This is a genomic window from Candidatus Eremiobacterota bacterium, assembly GCA_031082125.1.
Lineage (GTDB): Bacteria > Vulcanimicrobiota > CADAWZ01 > CADAWZ01 > Ess09-12 > Ess09-12.
The window spans coordinates 1-16,560 of record JAVHLM010000020.1; the positions used below are offsets into that span (position 1 = coordinate 1).

General features: G+C 51.0%; 18 protein-coding genes. 5 read left to right on the forward strand and 13 right to left on the reverse strand.

The features are described from left to right. Positions 1–50 precede the first annotated feature (50 nt). The 4 genes from RDV48_20005 to RDV48_20020 all read left to right on the forward strand — a co-directional run bounded on the left by RDV48_20005 (position 51) and on the right by RDV48_20020 (position 2,121). Positions 51–968 (forward strand): hypothetical protein, encoded by a 918-nt coding sequence (locus RDV48_20005; protein MDQ7825096.1) that lies wholly within the window; start codon positions 51–53, stop codon positions 966–968. A 112-nt stretch (positions 969–1,080) separates the two neighbouring features. Beyond that, positions 1,081–1,428: a hypothetical protein gene (locus RDV48_20010; GenBank protein MDQ7825097.1), complete on the forward strand. Its 348-nt coding sequence runs from the start codon at positions 1,081–1,083 to the stop codon at positions 1,426–1,428. A gap of 118 nt (positions 1,429–1,546) precedes the next feature. Next, complete coding sequence (locus RDV48_20015; GenBank protein ID MDQ7825098.1) at positions 1,547–1,771, forward strand: hypothetical protein; 225 nt, start codon at positions 1,547–1,549, stop codon at positions 1,769–1,771. Next, complete coding sequence (locus RDV48_20020; protein MDQ7825099.1) at positions 1,765–2,121, forward strand: type II toxin-antitoxin system PemK/MazF family toxin; 357 nt, start codon at positions 1,765–1,767, stop codon at positions 2,119–2,121. Before RDV48_20015 ends, RDV48_20020 begins: the two co-directional genes overlap by 7 nt. 74 nt (positions 2,122–2,195) lie before the next feature. On the opposite strand, the gene RDV48_20025 is transcribed toward RDV48_20020, so the two are convergent. The 4 genes from RDV48_20025 to RDV48_20040 all read right to left on the reverse strand — a co-directional run bounded on the left by RDV48_20025 (position 2,196) and on the right by RDV48_20040 (position 7,252). Further along, positions 2,196–2,333, reverse strand: coding sequence for an ice-binding family protein (locus RDV48_20025; GenBank protein MDQ7825100.1), 138 nt, complete (start codon positions 2,331–2,333; stop codon positions 2,196–2,198). 33 nt (positions 2,334–2,366) lie between these two features. Next, positions 2,367–2,564 carry a hypothetical protein gene (locus RDV48_20030; GenBank protein ID MDQ7825101.1) on the reverse strand — a complete coding sequence of 66 codons (198 nt, stop codon included), beginning with the start codon at positions 2,562–2,564 and terminating at the stop codon, positions 2,367–2,369. A 356-nt stretch (positions 2,565–2,920) separates the two neighbouring features. Beyond that, a complete protein-coding gene (locus tag RDV48_20035; protein MDQ7825102.1) occupies positions 2,921–5,701 on the reverse strand; it encodes an Ig-like domain-containing protein in 2,781 nt (926 codons plus the stop codon). 438 nt (positions 5,702–6,139) lie between these two features. Continuing rightward, the gene (locus tag RDV48_20040; GenBank protein MDQ7825103.1) at positions 6,140–7,252 is read right to left on the reverse strand and encodes a hybrid sensor histidine kinase/response regulator; all 1,113 of its coding nucleotides are present in this window, start codon (positions 7,250–7,252) and stop codon (positions 6,140–6,142) included. A 489-nt stretch (positions 7,253–7,741) separates the two neighbouring features. Here RDV48_20040 and RDV48_20045 point away from each other — a divergent pair, with 489 nt between their 5' ends. After that, positions 7,742–7,987, forward strand: coding sequence for a DUF433 domain-containing protein (locus RDV48_20045; GenBank protein MDQ7825104.1), 246 nt, complete (start codon positions 7,742–7,744; stop codon positions 7,985–7,987). Positions 7,988–8,114: 127 nt separating this feature from the next. Here the strand turns inward: RDV48_20045 and RDV48_20050 are convergent, their stop codons facing one another. From RDV48_20050 to RDV48_20090, 9 genes are all read right to left on the reverse strand, one after another. Further along, on the reverse strand, positions 8,115–8,849 hold the full coding sequence (locus RDV48_20050) for a hypothetical protein (protein MDQ7825105.1): 735 nt from the start codon (positions 8,847–8,849) through the stop codon (positions 8,115–8,117). A 583-nt stretch (positions 8,850–9,432) separates the two neighbouring features. Beyond that, complete coding sequence (locus RDV48_20055; protein ID MDQ7825106.1) at positions 9,433–9,816, reverse strand: STAS domain-containing protein; 384 nt, start codon at positions 9,814–9,816, stop codon at positions 9,433–9,435. Positions 9,817–9,981: 165 nt separating this feature from the next. Further along, positions 9,982–10,323, reverse strand: coding sequence for a hypothetical protein (locus tag RDV48_20060; GenBank protein ID MDQ7825107.1), 342 nt, complete (start codon positions 10,321–10,323; stop codon positions 9,982–9,984). A 38-nt stretch (positions 10,324–10,361) separates the two neighbouring features. Continuing rightward, a complete protein-coding gene (locus tag RDV48_20065) occupies positions 10,362–10,511 on the reverse strand; it encodes a lmo0937 family membrane protein (GenBank protein MDQ7825108.1) in 150 nt (49 codons plus the stop codon). Positions 10,512–10,571: 60 nt separating this feature from the next. Continuing rightward, positions 10,572–10,841: a GlsB/YeaQ/YmgE family stress response membrane protein gene (locus RDV48_20070; GenBank protein MDQ7825109.1), complete on the reverse strand. Its 270-nt coding sequence runs from the start codon at positions 10,839–10,841 to the stop codon at positions 10,572–10,574. Between the two features lie 259 nt (positions 10,842–11,100). After that, the gene (locus RDV48_20075; GenBank protein ID MDQ7825110.1) at positions 11,101–12,759 is read right to left on the reverse strand and encodes a copper amine oxidase N-terminal domain-containing protein; all 1,659 of its coding nucleotides are present in this window, start codon (positions 12,757–12,759) and stop codon (positions 11,101–11,103) included. 85 nt (positions 12,760–12,844) lie between these two features. Next, a complete protein-coding gene (locus RDV48_20080; GenBank protein ID MDQ7825111.1) occupies positions 12,845–13,372 on the reverse strand; it encodes a hypothetical protein in 528 nt (175 codons plus the stop codon). A 564-nt stretch (positions 13,373–13,936) separates the two neighbouring features. After that, positions 13,937–15,295, reverse strand: coding sequence for a hypothetical protein (locus tag RDV48_20085; protein ID MDQ7825112.1), 1,359 nt, complete (start codon positions 15,293–15,295; stop codon positions 13,937–13,939). Positions 15,296–15,365: 70 nt separating this feature from the next. Then, entirely contained in the window at positions 15,366–16,118 is a 753-nt protein-coding gene (locus RDV48_20090; GenBank protein ID MDQ7825113.1) for a DUF6263 family protein, read from the reverse strand. Positions 16,119–16,560: the final 442 nt, after the last annotated feature.

A 16,560-nucleotide genomic window follows, 5' to 3' on the forward strand; every position in this document is an offset into this window, starting at 1 on the left:
CCACGTTGGTCTTGACAAAAAGTAGCCTTCTCATGTAAGAGTATCCCGATATGCTCGACCTCGCCAAGGAGGGAAAGCTCACCCCAGAGCAGGCGCGGCATCTTGCCAAAGTCTTCAATGAGGGGACCCGCGTCCAGGGGGCGTGGCTTGACTACGCCCAGGAGGTCCCGGTGGCCACCCTCATAGCTGCCGTCGAGGGGTTTCTCCGCTTCGCGAAGAGGGCTGTCCACAAAAAGTGGGATATCGCTCCCGAGGCTTTCGAGGTGGCCGTCACGGGGAGGTCCGTTAAAAGGGTTTCCCCTGCACTCTCTAATGCCACGGAACGCAGTGGGGATAAGGGTTTGGATGCGCCAGTCCAGAAATTCGCACACGAGGTGGGGGGACACTTTTCAGGGGAAGTCACAGTCTGGCAGGTCACCGGGGGCGGGGAGCATCCGGAGCTCCCCGAGATTCTGTCAATCCTCTCGGGAGAGACCCACAAAGCGGGGACCTTCGGATCAAACCTCTCTGAGAGAGGCGCCCTCATCCGCTTCTTTCTCAAAAGAGACATTGTCCCTCTCTGGAACCATGCGGTAAGGCTCTGGGCCGCCAACAGGACGGAAGCGGCCGCTCCTGGCGGAGAGGAACTCGCCCTCTTCATCGAGGCCCTCCTTGACGCCTTCCTCTCAACCTGGGACCACCCCGAAAAAAGAGACCTCCACCACCGCACCCTGGCCCGGGACCATTACCAGTGCCAGGCTCCCGGCTGCCGCTCGCGCCGCAATCTTCACTCCCATCACATCATCTTCCGCTCCCACGGGGGAAGCGATAAGCTTCACAACAGAATCACCCTCTGCATGGCCCACCACCTGAGGTGCGTCCACGAGGGGCACCTCATCATCAGGGGCACGGCGCCCCACCGTCTCACCTTCATCTTTGGCTCCCAATCAATGGCGGCGTTGGCGTTGTTGACGGCTGCCTGCCTGTAATCCCCCCCCGGCGCTCCTTTTGTCAATTTTGAAACGCAGGCCTGTAAAAAACGATGGATATACATTGACCCGGGCATGCATATCTGTTATTCTTATGGAGAGGGATTGAAATATGGACGATGTGAAAGAAATAGCGAGGAAAATGGTTGAGAAACTTGCAAGGAGTACGCTGTTAATAAACAGGTGGAAAGAAGGAGATAAGGCTCAAAGGTCACTGGACACACCTGAGCAGAGCAGGGAAAGAAAACAGAGGGAAGAAGATGCCCATGATGCGCGCCGGGCAGAAGAAGCCAGGGAGTCCAGGGAGAGGGTCAGACGCAGAACCCTGGAAGCAGAAAGTGAAGCGACCCAGGCAAGGCAGGGGGCGATAAATACTTTTTTTACTATTGTTATCACCCTGTTTGGAATTGCTCTTGTCATATGGTTTGTCCTGTGGATCTTCTCTTTATTTAAGAAATGAAGATGGAGCCGCCAGGCCGGCTCAAAATTCTCAGTAATCACGCGCTTATGGATCTGCACTCATTAAAAACGCATTGACATATTTATATGCTGTATAGTTTATACAGGAGATGATGCACATGAAACGCCTGAACATCACCCTGCCCGATGATATCGCGGCCGAACTGAAAACGCTACCCCATATCAGCAGGTTCATCGCAGACACACTGCGTGAGAAGCTGGATCGTGAAAGAATGAAGAAACTGGACGACGCGCTTGTCGAAGGATACAGAGCCGTCGCCGCAGAAGACCGCGCGCTCGATGGTGAATGGGAGAGCGCTACGCTGGAGGACCGGGGATGGTAGATGATTATCCGAAAAGAGCGGAGTTGTGGATGGTTTCTCTCGAAGCGGTCCAGGGGAGCGAGATAGGGAAAAAACGCCCGGCACTCGTTGTTTCCAACAATCGGAACAACCAGTTTGCAGAGACAATCACGGTGATCCCCCTTACCTCGAGGGCTGATAAGTCCTACCCTTTTGAGGCTTCCATCAAGCCGGGAACAAGCGGGCTTTCCGTCGAATCCAGGGCAAAGTGCAACCAGATAAGGACTGTCTCCGGGACACGTCTCCTTCATCGAATAGGCCATATCTCCCCTGAAGAGATGCAGCGCGTGGAGCAGGCTCTTCTCATACATCTGGCAATTTTTCTGCATTGAGTAATCCAGAAAAAGGGGACAGGCGGAATGCCTGCCCCCTTTTCCTGTCGTGCTTTTACACTGGATACCTCATCTTAAGGCAGATTAATGACGGTGTTCACCAGTGTGACCGCAGCGTTAAGGCCAATTGCTCTGCCATTAAGTGTCACTATATTGACGTTGTCGGCAGTAGAGAACGTGACTCCTGCTTCAGCAATGATGGTTCCCTCCATGGTGCCGCCCGGCAGGCTCAGAATTCGTGGTAGTCATGCGCTTTTAGAATATTTTCTTATCTTATCTGCCTCTGAGCTGATATACTCGCAAAAACTCAATCCCGCTTTTTCCGCCTCCATAGATATGATGCTCCTGGCAATATGGATCTGTTGCAACGCGGGGTCACAGGGGAAATCTTTTTCAGCAGCCTTTACGATGTCTTCGAGATCTTCATTTCTTCTGCTCTCCATAGTTCATCCTCCTACATCAGTTCTGGGGGGGGCATAATCTCAATCTGTTTAAGGCTCTTTAAAGTATTTATCATCCTCACAATATCTTTTGTTCTTCTCCTTATGATGAAAAGCATTGATGCCTGTAAGGATATTGTACATTGAGATATCAGGGAAGTCAATATTCCGGAGTCCACTATGATAATGGCCGAAGTTGGCGGCGGGCATTCTCTTCCCTCTTCTTCTCTCCCGATGGTGTCGCTCATGGGTGAGTGGGGATAAAGGGGCAGTAAAGAACATACGGAGCAGCAAAAAGGGGACAGGCGGAATGCCTGCCCCCTTTTCCTGTCGTGTTTTTACACCGGATACCTCATGCCTTACGGGAGAGGTATGTTAATGATGGTGTTCACCATGGTAACCGATTCAGTCAGGGTCATTGCTCTCCCATTCAGTGTCACTATATTGACACTGCCGGCAGTAGAGAAGTTGATCGCAGTTCCTGCGATTATGGTTCCCTCCAGGGTACCGCCCCCCCCGGGGTTAAGATATGCTCTGGTGCCGACCTGCCAGAAGATGTTCTTGGCCTTGGCGCCGTTAATCAGCTTGATGCTTCGAGGGGCTCCCGAGGCGCCCACGGTGAGCGTGGTCCCCATCTGGAATACCCAGACAGCATCTGCGTCGCCCCGGCCGTCGAGCGTGAGATCTCCTTCCGTCATAAGGAATCCCGCCGCAGCCTTATATATGCCCGGAGGAAGCGTTTTTCCGCCCAGCTGGTCGCCGGCAACTGCCACACCTCCCGCCAGATTAGCGAGGGTGGTAAAGGCTGTTTGTGTAGCGGCTGCGCCTGCTGCTGCCGGATCGCCGGTACCAAAGTATATCGTACCATTCACATACCCATTATTAAGATCTGTTACTGTATAATTAGCGCCCGTCTTGTCGTGGAGTCCGGTGATCTTGGTGGCTACCCCGGTGGTGCCGATATCCCCGTTAATCACCGTAAGAAGCCCCTCGTTGGTCAACCCGGCACCGCTGCCAAAACTCCCAAAGGGCGCCATTGCTCCAAGTGGCGGTGCCACGGGTACTGTCCTTGTACCGGTGGTAAAGGTCCACGTGTAATCTGCCGCCATTGCATTATGCGCAAGGTCCTGGACTCCAGTGGTGATCGTGGCGGTGTAGGTGGTGTTGGGTGCGAGATTGCTTGCCGGGGTGAAGGTTGCAATCTTGGTTATCAGATCATAGGTGACTGCAAGTCCTACTACGCTCGTGCCTGCTGAGTCTTTCACCGTGAAATTCAGGTTGGTGATCGTTAAAGGATCCATCTCCTCGCTGAAGGTCGCGTTGATTTTCTTGTTGATGGCCACATCTATTTCAGCATTAGAAGGGCTTACAAGAATCACGGTGGGTGGAGTGGTGTCGGGGGCCGCACCGGTGGTAAAGGTCCACGTGTAATTTGTGGCCAGCGCATTGCCCGCAAGGTCCTTGGCCCCGGTGGTAACCGTGGCAGTATAGAGGGTGTTGGCTGCGAGATTGCTGTCTGGTGTGAATGTTGCAATCAGGCCCACATAGGTCGCCTGGCCTGAAACAGGAGCACCTCCTTGACTCAAGGTATAAGTGAGGTTGGTGATCGTTGCAGGGTCCATCACTTCGCTGAAGGTTGCGGCAATTTTCTTGTTGGTAGCCACACCTGTGTCACCTTGAGCGGGGGAAGTGAAAGTCACGGTAGGTGCGGTGACGTCCGTGGACGCGCCGGTGGTAAAGGTCCACGAGTAATTTGCCGCCAGCGCATTGCCCGCAAGGTCCTTGGCCCCGGTGGTGATTGTGGCAGTATAAGTTGTGCTGACTGCGAGATTGCTGTCTGGTTTGAAGGTTGCCACCAGGCCCACATAGGTCACCGTGCCTGTAACCGGCGTTGCCCCTTGCTTCAAGGTAAAGGTGAGGTTGGTGATTGTCAAGGGGTCCATCGCTTTGCTGAAAGTTGCGGCGATTTTCGTGTTGATAACCACCCCGGTGTCACCTTGAGCGGGGGCGGTGAAAGTCACGGTGGGTGCGGTAGCGTCCGTGGAAGAACCGGTGGTAAAGGTCCACGTGTAATTTGCCGCCAGCGCATTGCCCGCGAGGTCCTTGGCCCCGGTGGTAATTGTGGCAGTATAGCTGGTGCCGGCTACGAGATTGCTTACCGGTGTGAAGGTGGCCACCAGGCCCACATAGGTCACCGTGCCTGTAACCGGCGTGGCTCCTTGCTTCAAGGTAAAGGTGAGGTTGGTGATCGTCAAGGGGTCCATCGCTTTGCTGAAGGTTGCGGCGATTTTCCTGTTGAGAGCCACACCTGTTTCACCTTGAGCGGGGGCGGTGAAAGTCACGGTGGGTGCGGTAGTGTCCGCAGACGAACCGGTGGTAAAGGTCCACGTGTAATTTGCCGCCAGTGCATTGCCTGCAAGGTCCCTGGCACCGGTGGTAATTGTGGCCGTATAGACGGTGTTGACTGCGAGGCTGCTTGCCGGTGTGAAGGTTGCAACCAGGCCCACATAGGTCACCGTGCCTGAAACAGGCGCTGCGTTGGGCCCTGTCACCGAAAAAGTGGTGCTGCTGATCGTTGTAGGGTCCATCGCTTTGCTGAAGGTTGCGGCGATTTTCCTGTTGATAGGCACACCTGTGTCACCTTGAGCCGGGGCCGTGAAAGTCACGGTGGGGGCGGTGGTGTCTATGGAAGAACCTGTGGTAAAGGTCCAGGTGAAATTTGCCGCCAGTGCAGTGCCCGCGGTATCCTTTGCCCCGGTGGTAATCGTGGCAGTATAGGCGGTGTTGACTGCGAGGCTGCTTGCCGGTGTGAAGGTTGCAACCATGCCAACATAGGTCACCGTGCCTGAAACAGCCGTGGTCCCGGGTCCTGTCACCGTGAAGGTGGTGGTATTTATTGTTGAAGCGTTCATCTCCTTGCTGAAGGTCGCGGCGATTTTCCTGTTGATGCCCACACCGGTGTCACCTTGAGCCGGGTCGGTGAAAGTCACGGTAGGTGAGTCTGGAGATGTGTTGCTTCCGGTTCCGACATAATAATATCCTGCCGAGCTTCCGCTTCCTCCCCCGCATCCGGCCATTAAAACAGCCATCAGCAGCAGCGCAATAAACCCCGTCCTTCCATACCCTTTGCATTTCAACATGCGAGTCCCCTCCTTGATTTAATTTAATATTTGAACATTTTACCCCATTGTTAATAATACCATGCATGATAGTAGCAAATTATCTGCCGGTTTTCTATAAGAAAAAGTCTAGTTTTTTATATCGGATGAAAAAAATTTTTTTAGAGGATTTTTCAGAAAATACAAAGTCCTGGTGACTGCGGATTAATGACTACCAGATAAATGTAGGGCTTCAGCGTGTTCTTCATCTTTCCCGCTGATGGCACAGCAGGAACTGACAGATTTATTAATGGTAATGCTATTGCGTGTAGCCGTATATCAGGCCCCCTCCCCTTTTATATCTGTGATACCTGATATATTGGCCATACGTGATATCATTTCCTTTTTTAACTTCTTTTCAATGATAAATCTTCCATGTTCTTTGCCAATGCAAGATCCTTAAGTGCGCCGGGTATTTACCTACATGATCACCAGTGAAAGATGGACTGTGGTCTCCTGGCCGGGTATGCTCTCGATATTCAATTCTCCCTCGTAGGTTTCGATCAGGCACCTCGCAATTTCAAGACCCAGTCCCACTCCCTGCTGCTCGTAAGTATCCCGCTCGAACTGCATATAGGCGCCGATGCGTGCGATCTGTCCCGCGGTCATGCCGCGCCCGTGGTCAGTGACAGAAAGTACGAATCTGTTGTTTTCGGAAACACTTTTCACATGGACGGGAGTTCCCGTCCTGGAGTATTTGAAGGCGTTATCCACCAGTTCCTTGACAATCTTGCTGAGATCCTCTTCCAGAATCTCAATGGCTGCCGCGGAAAGCACAAGATTCAAGTCTCTCTCCCTGGCCGCCTCCTGCGCGATCTCCGATGCAGTGCGTGAGATAACGGCTTCCGAAGGAATGCCTTTCCCTCTGAGCAGCTCACTGCGGCTTTTGCGGAGCGCTTCAAGCCTTACCGGGTTCTGTGCCGTTATCGCAAGCTGGGCGAACTGCAGGTAATTCTGTATAAACCTGTTAAGCCGCTCCGCAGAGGTATAGATGAGCTCTATCATGGTTTTGAGCTCATCCTCGCTGAGCGATTTATGACTGTCTCTGATGAGACTCGAAGCACCCATAATCCCCGAAAGGGGCGTCCGCAGCTCATGGGGCAGGGAGCGGGTGACATAGCTCTGCAGGTGATCAATTTTTTCCTGGAACTTTTTCATCAGGGCATTCTGTTTCGTTTCCTGAAAGGCAATCGCTTTGAGCAGCTCATCAGCGGTGAAAGGCTTGGTAAGGTAGTCGTCGGCTCCTAATGCCATATCATGGCGCGCACTGGACATCATCTCCTGCGCAGTAAAAAAAATAAAGGGGATCGTAGCCGTGAGGGGATCGCTTCGCAGCTCTCTCAGCACCTCGTAGCCGTCCATAATGGGCATTGCAATGTCGCAGATAATCAGGCCGGGGTAGTGAGCCCGTATCGCGAGCAGGCCTTCCCAGCCATTTTCCGCGGTCTCAACGGTGTATCCCTCGGATTTGAGTATCCTCATGACGGTTTCCCTTGAGGCTTCTTCATCATCAATGACCACAATGCGCTTCACCTTTTTGCCTCCTTAGCAGCTTTGCACCTTTCAATCTGAGTGTCAGACAAAATGAACAGTCACCGCACATAATAATCATACCAAATCAACTGCCCGGTTTTCTATAAGAAAAAGTCCGGTTTTTGAGATTTGTCACCATATTCCAGGCTCGGCGGCATCAAGGAGCTGCCATCTGAATTTGCTGTCCTTGACGTTCACGATGATTCCTCTTTCAATCATCTCCTCAGCCCCTTTATCTCCTTTACCATGGGATGAGCTGCGAGCTGATTTGACGCCATGAAGGCAGATCCACCGTAAAGGCGAATACCTACAGAGGCAAGTGCCCTGGCCACAGGAGAGAGAGCTTCAAAAATGGCAAAATGCTGTTGAAAGTCACAGGACATTTGACATCCCTCATTTTTCTGGTATGATGAATTCATATAAAGCCTTTCAAATGGAATATATTCCTGAGATAGTGCCTCATTGGATTATTACATGGAGGAAACAGATATGAAAGAGCTCGACAGGATTACCATTGATCCGGAAATATGCCTCGGTCAGCCGATAATCCGGGGAATGAGGGTGACAGTTTCCGCCATTATAAGACAATTCGCAAGTGGAATGACAAAGCAGGAAATTCTTGAGGCTTATCCTGAGCTTGAAGAGGAGGACATTGTTCAGGCACTGCATTATGCAGCCTGGCTTTCTTCAGAGAGAACAAAGTACATGCCGATGAAAGGGCTGAAAAGTGCCTAAACTCAGCTTTCTTGCAGATATGAACATATCGCCCCTCACCATAGAACAACTCAGAAGACTTGATTGGGATATCCTTCCCATTTTCTGAGGAAAAGACATGCGCTCTCCTTGTAAATATCAGTAGCGGTCACCATATTCCAGGCTCGGCGGCATCAAGGAGCTGCCATCTGAACCTGCTGTCCTTGATGTTCACGATGATTCCTCTTTCAATCATCTCGTCAGCGGTGACGGAATCGCCGGCTCTGATGACCTGTAAGAGCGGAGCGTGAGCATCTGCAGTATCACTGTTGACCGCGGAGGCATTCACGGGGTCATTCATCATGTCAAGCGGTACAAAGACGCGGAAAGAAGTGCCGTATTTGGTGATCTGGTCTCTTACCTTGTCGCTTACCTCTTCTCCGTTCCCGAGGGAGATTGAGATATGACCATGGATATGATAGTCGCTCCGGTTCCACACCACTATCGTGCCTTGAGGAAGCCCGCTCAGTTGTCCCGCCCTCAGTCCCTTTATCTCCCTCACCATGGGATGAATTGCGAGCTGATTTGACGCCATGAAGGCAGATCCGCCGTAAACATTGATGCCTGCAGAGGCGAGTGCCCTGGCTACATATTCATAACAGTAGCGGCCGCTGCCCAGGGCCCTGTTCTCGGCATAATCTGCAATTGCCGTACCCGTAGGTGACGAGTGCCTCAGCACGCCATTGCTGATCCTCTCAATTTCTCTCATTCCTTCGGTATCGCCCAGTACTGCGGCCCGGACCGCAAGAGTGCGAAGCCGGTACTGCACAAACTGGTCATAGGGATCGTAATTATTGAGGCCCATCAGCTCTCTGATCTCGCCGGGGAGCTGTTCTTTTATCATCCCTTCATAGTCTTCATCTATAATCTTTCTCCAGTATGCCCTGAGCTTTTCGCGGGCCTTTCTCGACTCTGCCCTGGAACCCGACTTTATGGCGAACTGGAGCTGTGCCTCCAGGAGAGCTTCCTCGGTAGAGTCGTGATAGAATATTCTCTGTTTTATGAGGGGCAGAATACTTTCCTCAACCGGTGGTATCGTGGTGTCATCTGAGCGCGGCGGTATTATGGGGAGTGCCTCAAGAATCTCCTGAGGCAGCGGCGTAGCAGAGAGCTCCGGAAGGACAGTGAAAGCTCCGGGCTCTAAGAAAGTTGTGCTGTAAGGTATTTTAGCATAATCGTAAAACGCAACCGCGCCCTTTCTGTTTTTCTATCCGAGCATTCCATGCAGTACCGGGAATCCTGAAGCTGCCGGAATTTATTTATTTCTCTGTCTCTTACTCTCATTATACCTCTTCAGGGTCACGATTGATATATGAAAAAGTCTCATAAAAAAACCAGGCTGGAACCATTGTTGAGGAACCTGCCTGGCGCACTCCCTGGACCCGAACTTAAATCTGATAAAAACCCGGGAGCTCCCCTGGCTTTCTCTAGTGACCTTCCGAGAATGCGCAAAGGGCATCAACTTCGTTCTCGAAAATCAAGAGGAATCCATAGAGCTTTGCAATGCTGAGCATTCTTTTCATAGAGCTTTGAGGAGAGCACAGGCCGAAAAAATTTCCTTTTTCACGCTGCTTTTTATGGAAAGCAATGAGAAGAGAAAGACCTATACTATCCATGTAGCAGGTCTTCAATAAATTCAAGAGGATATGTTTTTCTTTGCATATCAGCTTCTCGAGCTCCCTGCCCAGATATTTTGCACTATGTATATCCACATCACCCATGATTTCCAGCACGATTACCTTATCATGCTTTCTCATGGCAAGCATCATTTCTCCAGCCGCTAATTCTTCGCCCACTTCTTTGTACGCCATTTCTTCCAGCCCTCCCCATATAATGAGCGTCAGTATATATAATTATACTCTTATAACTACCGGTTTCATATAGGAAAAAGTCTAGAAAAAAAACCAGGCTGGAACCATTGTTGAGGAACCTGCCTGGCGCACTCCCTGGACCCGAACATGAAATTTAAAGCTGCCTTACCAGTATATCTGCTTTGCCTTGACGTGACCTCCCATTGTATAGCCGCCCTTCACCCTGATCATCATATCTTCGTGAAAGCTCCTCCAGGCCCCTGAGTGCGAGATGGACTGCATGTTATGGGAGAACCTCGTGTTATTGTCTATCTCCACATATTGCACATCCTTGTTTCCCCCCTCATGGACTCTTACCTGAAGGCGGTTGCTGTTCTTTTCCACCTCCACAATCTTCACCTTCATGTTGACCAGCACGAGCTGGGCGCTCACGGTGACGGAGAGAACAATGGATACCAGCAGAAGGGTAAGTATCGCATAGAGAAAAATGTTCCTTTTCCTTTTCATTGCATGACCTCCTTTTACTATTGACTATGAACAGGTAGTCATACGGCTCTTCGCCCCTGGATGACTCTGACCAGAAAGACCACAATCGCGACGACAAGCAAAACATGAATGAATCCGCCCACTGTGACGCCGCTGACCATGCCAAGCAGCCAGAGTACGGCAAGTATCGCAAATATTGTCCAGAGCATGTCCATAACCTCCTTTCACTTCAGAACATTAGTGAAGACCTGTAAATCCGGCACTGTCCGTTATCTTCTTCTCGTTATGAGGTTGAGCAGGGCTACGCATATAATCGCCCCTCCGATGGCCCAGATTATGGGATAGGCATGACCTCCCACCTGAAGGGCAAAAATGACAGGGAGGTGTAATTTTGCCGCAACAAAGCTTCCCACATAACTGCCGAGAAATCCGATGAATATTGCTCCAAGGCATCCAAGCCTGGAGCCGCCTCCGCCTGCAAGGCCGGCTCCTATTGAGCCGGTGATAAACGCTATGATGATACGTATCAATAGATCCATGGTATCATTCCTTTCTCCTGAAATAGCTGCCTGAAGACTGATATTCCTGATTGAAGAGGGCTATCTCTCTCTCCTGACTTCATTATACCTCGTTATTGCCGAGGTTTATATGAGAAAAAGTCCAGTCTTCGCGGTGAATAGCAGAGTAAAGAGGTTTCGGGATAAGAGGGGGGCGGTATGGCGTGATAGGGGCCGCCCCAGTAAATTACTGAGACGGCCCCTTGGGCGGGGGCTCCGGAAAGAGGGAAGCACTATGATCTTATCTCCTGTTCACCTTCAATGTCACTATTGAGGACTGCAGCCCCTGGGCATCCTGAGCCACTCCTGTGATCGTGTACGATCCGCCATTCACAGGAAACCAGTCGCTTATCGCGTATTGAAAGTTTCCTGCCTCGTTCGCCTGAACCTGGGATTCCATGAGCTTGTTGTCCATGCCGATACCCAAAACCCCCATGTAGACGCTTACATTAAGAGAGACCTTTGCATAGGGACTGGTCTGGCCGGAGATTGTAAAATTCTTGTCAACCGTTGATCCTGACTGCGGAGAGGTAATCTGAAGCCCGAGCTGGCTTGATCTCACCGAAACGGACGTGGTGGTATTGAGTGATATGGTGGAATGGCCGGGCAGCGTGAGATATCCTGTCACGGGAGCGTTTTGAAAGATATCACCCTGCTGAATCTGATAGTTGCCCATATATACTCCCGATGACGTCTCAGCCATTGCATTGTTCGTGCGGTAGGTGCCTATGCTATATGCTGCTGTTCCTCCAGGGTCGCCCTGCATCCTGACCTGCAGCACTTCTCCGACTGCAAGAGGCGCAGTCGCGCTGTGCGTGATTGATTGTATCCTGTCCATGGTCTGCACGTTGAAATACCAGGTCTTACTTACAGGATTCCCTGAAGTGTCGGTAGCCGAGAAGGCTATCGAGGTCTGCCCCTGCGGCAGGTCAAAGGGCACCGCATAAGACACGAGCTCATTGCTTACGGTGGGGTACCCGACGCGTTGATTGTTGATCATGAGATTCACTGATGAGCTCTGGAGAGATGAGCTCCCTGTGGACTCGAGCACAATGAGGATATTCGGGCGGTTTGTCTTTATCGTGCTGTTTTCATCAGGAAGGACTTTCATGATTTTCACGTACTTCGCATCAATTCCCACCCCCGACTGCGCCTGAAGCATGGTTTCGCGGCCGTTCCGGGTGAGCCTTCCAAAGATGGAGGCATTCCGGATATTTCCTGCAGACTCAGGAATTCTGAAGCTGCCTGAATATATTCCCTGCGAGGTCTCATTCATCAGGTTGTTCACCGAAATACCCGCGATATCAAAGGTTGCCGTGCCGCCGGAATCCCCGGCGAGAGTGACCGTGATGACACTCCCCGGCTGGATCGGTCCCGAGGCATTATGAGTCACGCTCGATATCTTCGGCCCCTGTGACGATTGCGTCTGGGGAGGCGTATACTGCTGGGAAGACGGATACTGCGGTTCAGCGCTGCCGGCTGTTGAGCTTATCATCACCGTTCTGGAGGCGGCCTGCCACTCCACGTCCGCCCCGAGAGCTTCGCTTATGAACCTCAGGGGCACTAATGTTCTTCCCCGCACCATGGCCGCCGGGGCGCTCAGCTGCTGTGAGTTTCCATTTACCGATGCAAAATTTGAGCCTATCTGGATGATGATCTCGGTGGAATCTTTTACGGCAGTGATGGTCTGTGTTGCTGACCTCCACTTCACATCAGCCCCGAGCTCTTCGAAGACTCCTCTCATAGGCACCATTACATTTCCATTGATCATCACCGGCGGCTGATCGAAGGAAATTATCCTGTTGTTGATAAAGACTCTTATTCCCTGCGCCATGACGGGACAGAGCATAATAAGAATGAGCAGTAGAGTGACTGGCAGTAAAATCCATAGTTTCTTCATCGGAGCACCTCTTTCTTGACAAATGGGAGCAGGAAATAAAAGCTTAAGAAGAAAGGGAGGTCTCCCTCCCTTTCTTTACGACTGGTTAGGGTTGCTTGATTGAGTCTATCGGGTAAGTGCCTTCTATGATACCTTTTGATATCGTTACTTTACCCGGTCTCTGCAGAACAATCTCCGCCTGAAGAGTAAATGCGTTTGACAGAACTTCTGAATTCACCGATTTGACGGGCGTGCGATCGCGTGCCACTGTCTCCCCCGCCTTGATTGAATCAATGTTTGTCCATTTCTGCAGCTCGTCCCAGTTGCCTGTAGTAGGATTCTTGACGCGAAGATAGACCACGAGATTATCAGCGAGGTTGCCTGCTGAAATGGTCCCGGTGTTCTTGACTCTTACTCTGAAATTGACTTCCGGACCCTCTCCGAACTTTCTGATCACGATATCCTGCAGCTCAAGATTGGCGCCTACTTTCGATATGAGCATTCTGCTGTCCTGAGGTGAGTCATCCTCTACCGTGGACAGAACCATTGCTGCAGACGCCACCTTTGCCGTCTGAAAGGCCGCAGCGACAATCAGAATTGCCAGGGCGATGATTAAAAGCTTTTTAATGTTCATTTTCACTATTCTCCTTTTGCTATGATTCTTCAATGCCGGATATGAACCGCATCTCATTTTCTGTCCTTACGCCTCCTCTCTTATCGATCCCGGGCCACTGGCTGATCTCTCATCGAATGAGCGCTCTCTGGCTTATACCGGGGAAACCTCTGCGGAACTTGGCGTTCCTGACCGCGAGTAACGGGAGAGACTATGATAGGCCATCATTGCACAGTGCCGGCACTTTGATTGAAGAGGGATATCTGTCTCCTGCTCTCATTATAGCTCTTTATGATCCCGGTTCATATAAGAAAAAGTCCAGTCTTCGGGGAGGTGGCATTTAGTTTACCGGAGGCTTCACCCCTTTGTGCCCTGCGGTACAGACTTCAGAGGGTCAGTCCTGTATAATAAAATCAGAGAAGGAAAACCGAGAGAGAGGAAAACAAAAAAGTCACGATATGGTCCTCCGAACCTGCACGCAAGCGCGTTGCCCCCACCCGGAGGACCTACATGGGAAGCAAGAAAAGTTCATATAAAAGCCTGCCGTCACCTCCGGGAAATGCGGCAGGCTCTTTCTGTCCTCATTTAAAGCACCTTTGACAACACCAGCGCGTAAGCTATCATTGTGGCTGCCGGCACGCACCACAAGGCCGCCACATAAGTCTTCCTCACGGCCTCTTCGTTCTCTTTCTCGTGTTGATTTATCATAAGCACGGTGAAAAGCACGGTGAGGAATATGCTCACATAGCTGGAGATGAAAATCTTGTCGGTGAGGTTGAGATGGTTCCCCAGGGGCGGGATTGAAGAGGTGCTGTTGATATGAGCCATCACGCATGCAAGCAGCATGCCGGAGACAATTGTCAGCCTGCTGCTCAGCACGGTGGACCCCAGGAACAGTGAAAGAAACGAGATGAGCATTATTATGACAAGGGGCATGAATATCTTTATGAATGATGCCACAGGGCTCCGCTCTATTGTCATGGGAAAAGTGAAGGTGGAAAACTTGTCTCCCATATAGGAATCCCGCCCGATCACAGGGATTCCCTCCTTTATCTTCCAGCCTGGAAGGATCACCCTGGAGCTGATTAAAGTGTTGAATCCTATGGAATTCAATATATTCTTGACATTTCTCTCCTTTTCATCGGATAAATCTCTCAATTCGTAGGAAGTCTTCTCGGCATTGAGCCGGTAGGCCTCGCTCAGCACCTCTTTCTCTTTCGGCTTCAGCCTGTCGGCAATTTCTTTTTCAAAGAGCTCACGGGGTATCTGAGCCGGCAGCATGACATAATTTTCAAGCGGCTTGAAGACTGCTTCAGTGACGAGATACTTACTGGCAAGGACTATCGAGAGATCCTGGCTGTCGAAGGGGAAGTCCCGGAAATTGAGCGACGAGGTGATTTCCGCATCAACGATGTAATAGATGAGGCCCGGGCTCTCAGGGTCCAGCTCCCTGCGCTCTATTTTGGCTTTCCCCTGCTTTTCATCGGTTTCCACCTTACCGTTCACAATCTCAAAGGGGAGAAGCCCCTCGTAGTAGCCGGCCTTGTTGAGCAGCGCAGAGATTTTTATCTGGTCATCGACCGGCAGAGCATCATTCAGCACATAGCTGCATTTTTTTTCGTCAGGGCGGTACCACTTCAGCAGAAGCTCCTTCAATTCTTTCCTGGTAATCCTCCTGAGGATCTTTTCCTTAAAAGTGTCTATATCAATCTCTTCAGGGATGTCTATATAGGGATATCTTACCACCACTCCAAATTCGACATTGTATTTTCCCGCGGCCATGTCGAATCTGCTGATGTTGAGTATCTCCATGGATATCTCAATGAGGGCGGGCCTGGGAGCCACATTTGCGCCGCCCTTTTCACCCTGCGCACATGGGGCTGATGCGGTGACGACAAGCATCATGCAGAAACAGAAGAATGCCTGTGCCATATTCTTTTTCATGAGCTTTGTTTTACCTTTCTCCTTGGGAGCAATTCCCGGGGCACACCACAATTTTAAACCGTTGAACTGTTCACTGGTATTGTACAGCATATTGCATGGTCAGGCCAGTCTTTACCTTCATAGTCTTCGCACCTTCGGAAATTGACATCACCCTCTGTGTTTCCGCCGATGATTCCATGATATTTCCCTTCTCAAGGTCAAACAATATCCATCCCTCAAATTTATCAGAATCAATGCCTGCTTTCACCGGCCCTGAAGAAGCCACCTTCAGGCTGCTCCTGCATATGGGCTTTATCACTGCCTGCTTTTTATCTCCTGAAACTGAAAGGATCCTGTAGCTCACGCTTGTGCTTATCTCCCCAATCTTTGCCAGGGGCTGCACGATTACTCCCGCGTCATAGGTATCGCCGGCCTTGACAGGATCGCGACACAACTGAATAAAGGAGCTCTTGGTCATGTATTCAATATTCTCACGGAGCTTGTCTTTCATCGCGGTATCAATGCCGCTTTCAAGAGCCTTGTAGAAAACCTGCATATCTATCTCTTTGACTTCTCCCCGGTCTGTCACTTTCACAGGGATGTCCTTACCGGTTATCAGCGACAATGAGGTGAATTGCGGGTTCTTCATATCGGCATCATTATCGGAATCGAAAGAGACCGGCGAGGGCTCCGTGCAGTTCATCGTAATCCTTGTGAAGCTCATGTCAAAGGAAGCCACGCCCTCCTTGCTTATTTCCTTCACTTTCATGAGGCCTTCCATCATCATATCCATGGAAATCCTGAGCTTTTTCTCACCGAGGGACATCTCATTCGACAATTTCACGCTGACCTTGCTTTTAAACTGCTGCCCCGGGCTGAATCTGTACCGGAGAAGCACTGCTTCCGGACTTGTGGACTTAAATGAAGGCATGCTTTTCATGAAGTCCGCAGCGGGGGTGGCTCCCTTTTCAGAAACAGGGCTCTCGCTGCCACGCAACGGCAAGGTTATTGGACCCATGACCGCACAGAGGAGAAGAATCACTACCAGCACCCTTTTCATCGGTCTCTGCCTCCTTTTCGACATTTCCTTTCCCTGCGGAATGGATACAAGACTCTTCTGCGTTGAAGAGGAGAATTCATCTTTCCCGGCTCACCGGCGGCAGGAGAGGAAGTGCTGTCACTCTTCTATCTTATTACAGCTTCAGCCTGAAATGCCGGGAAGTGATCACTTCGAGGGTGCCTTCGGCTATGACAATTATTGAAGGAGAGGGAGCAGAAACTCCACC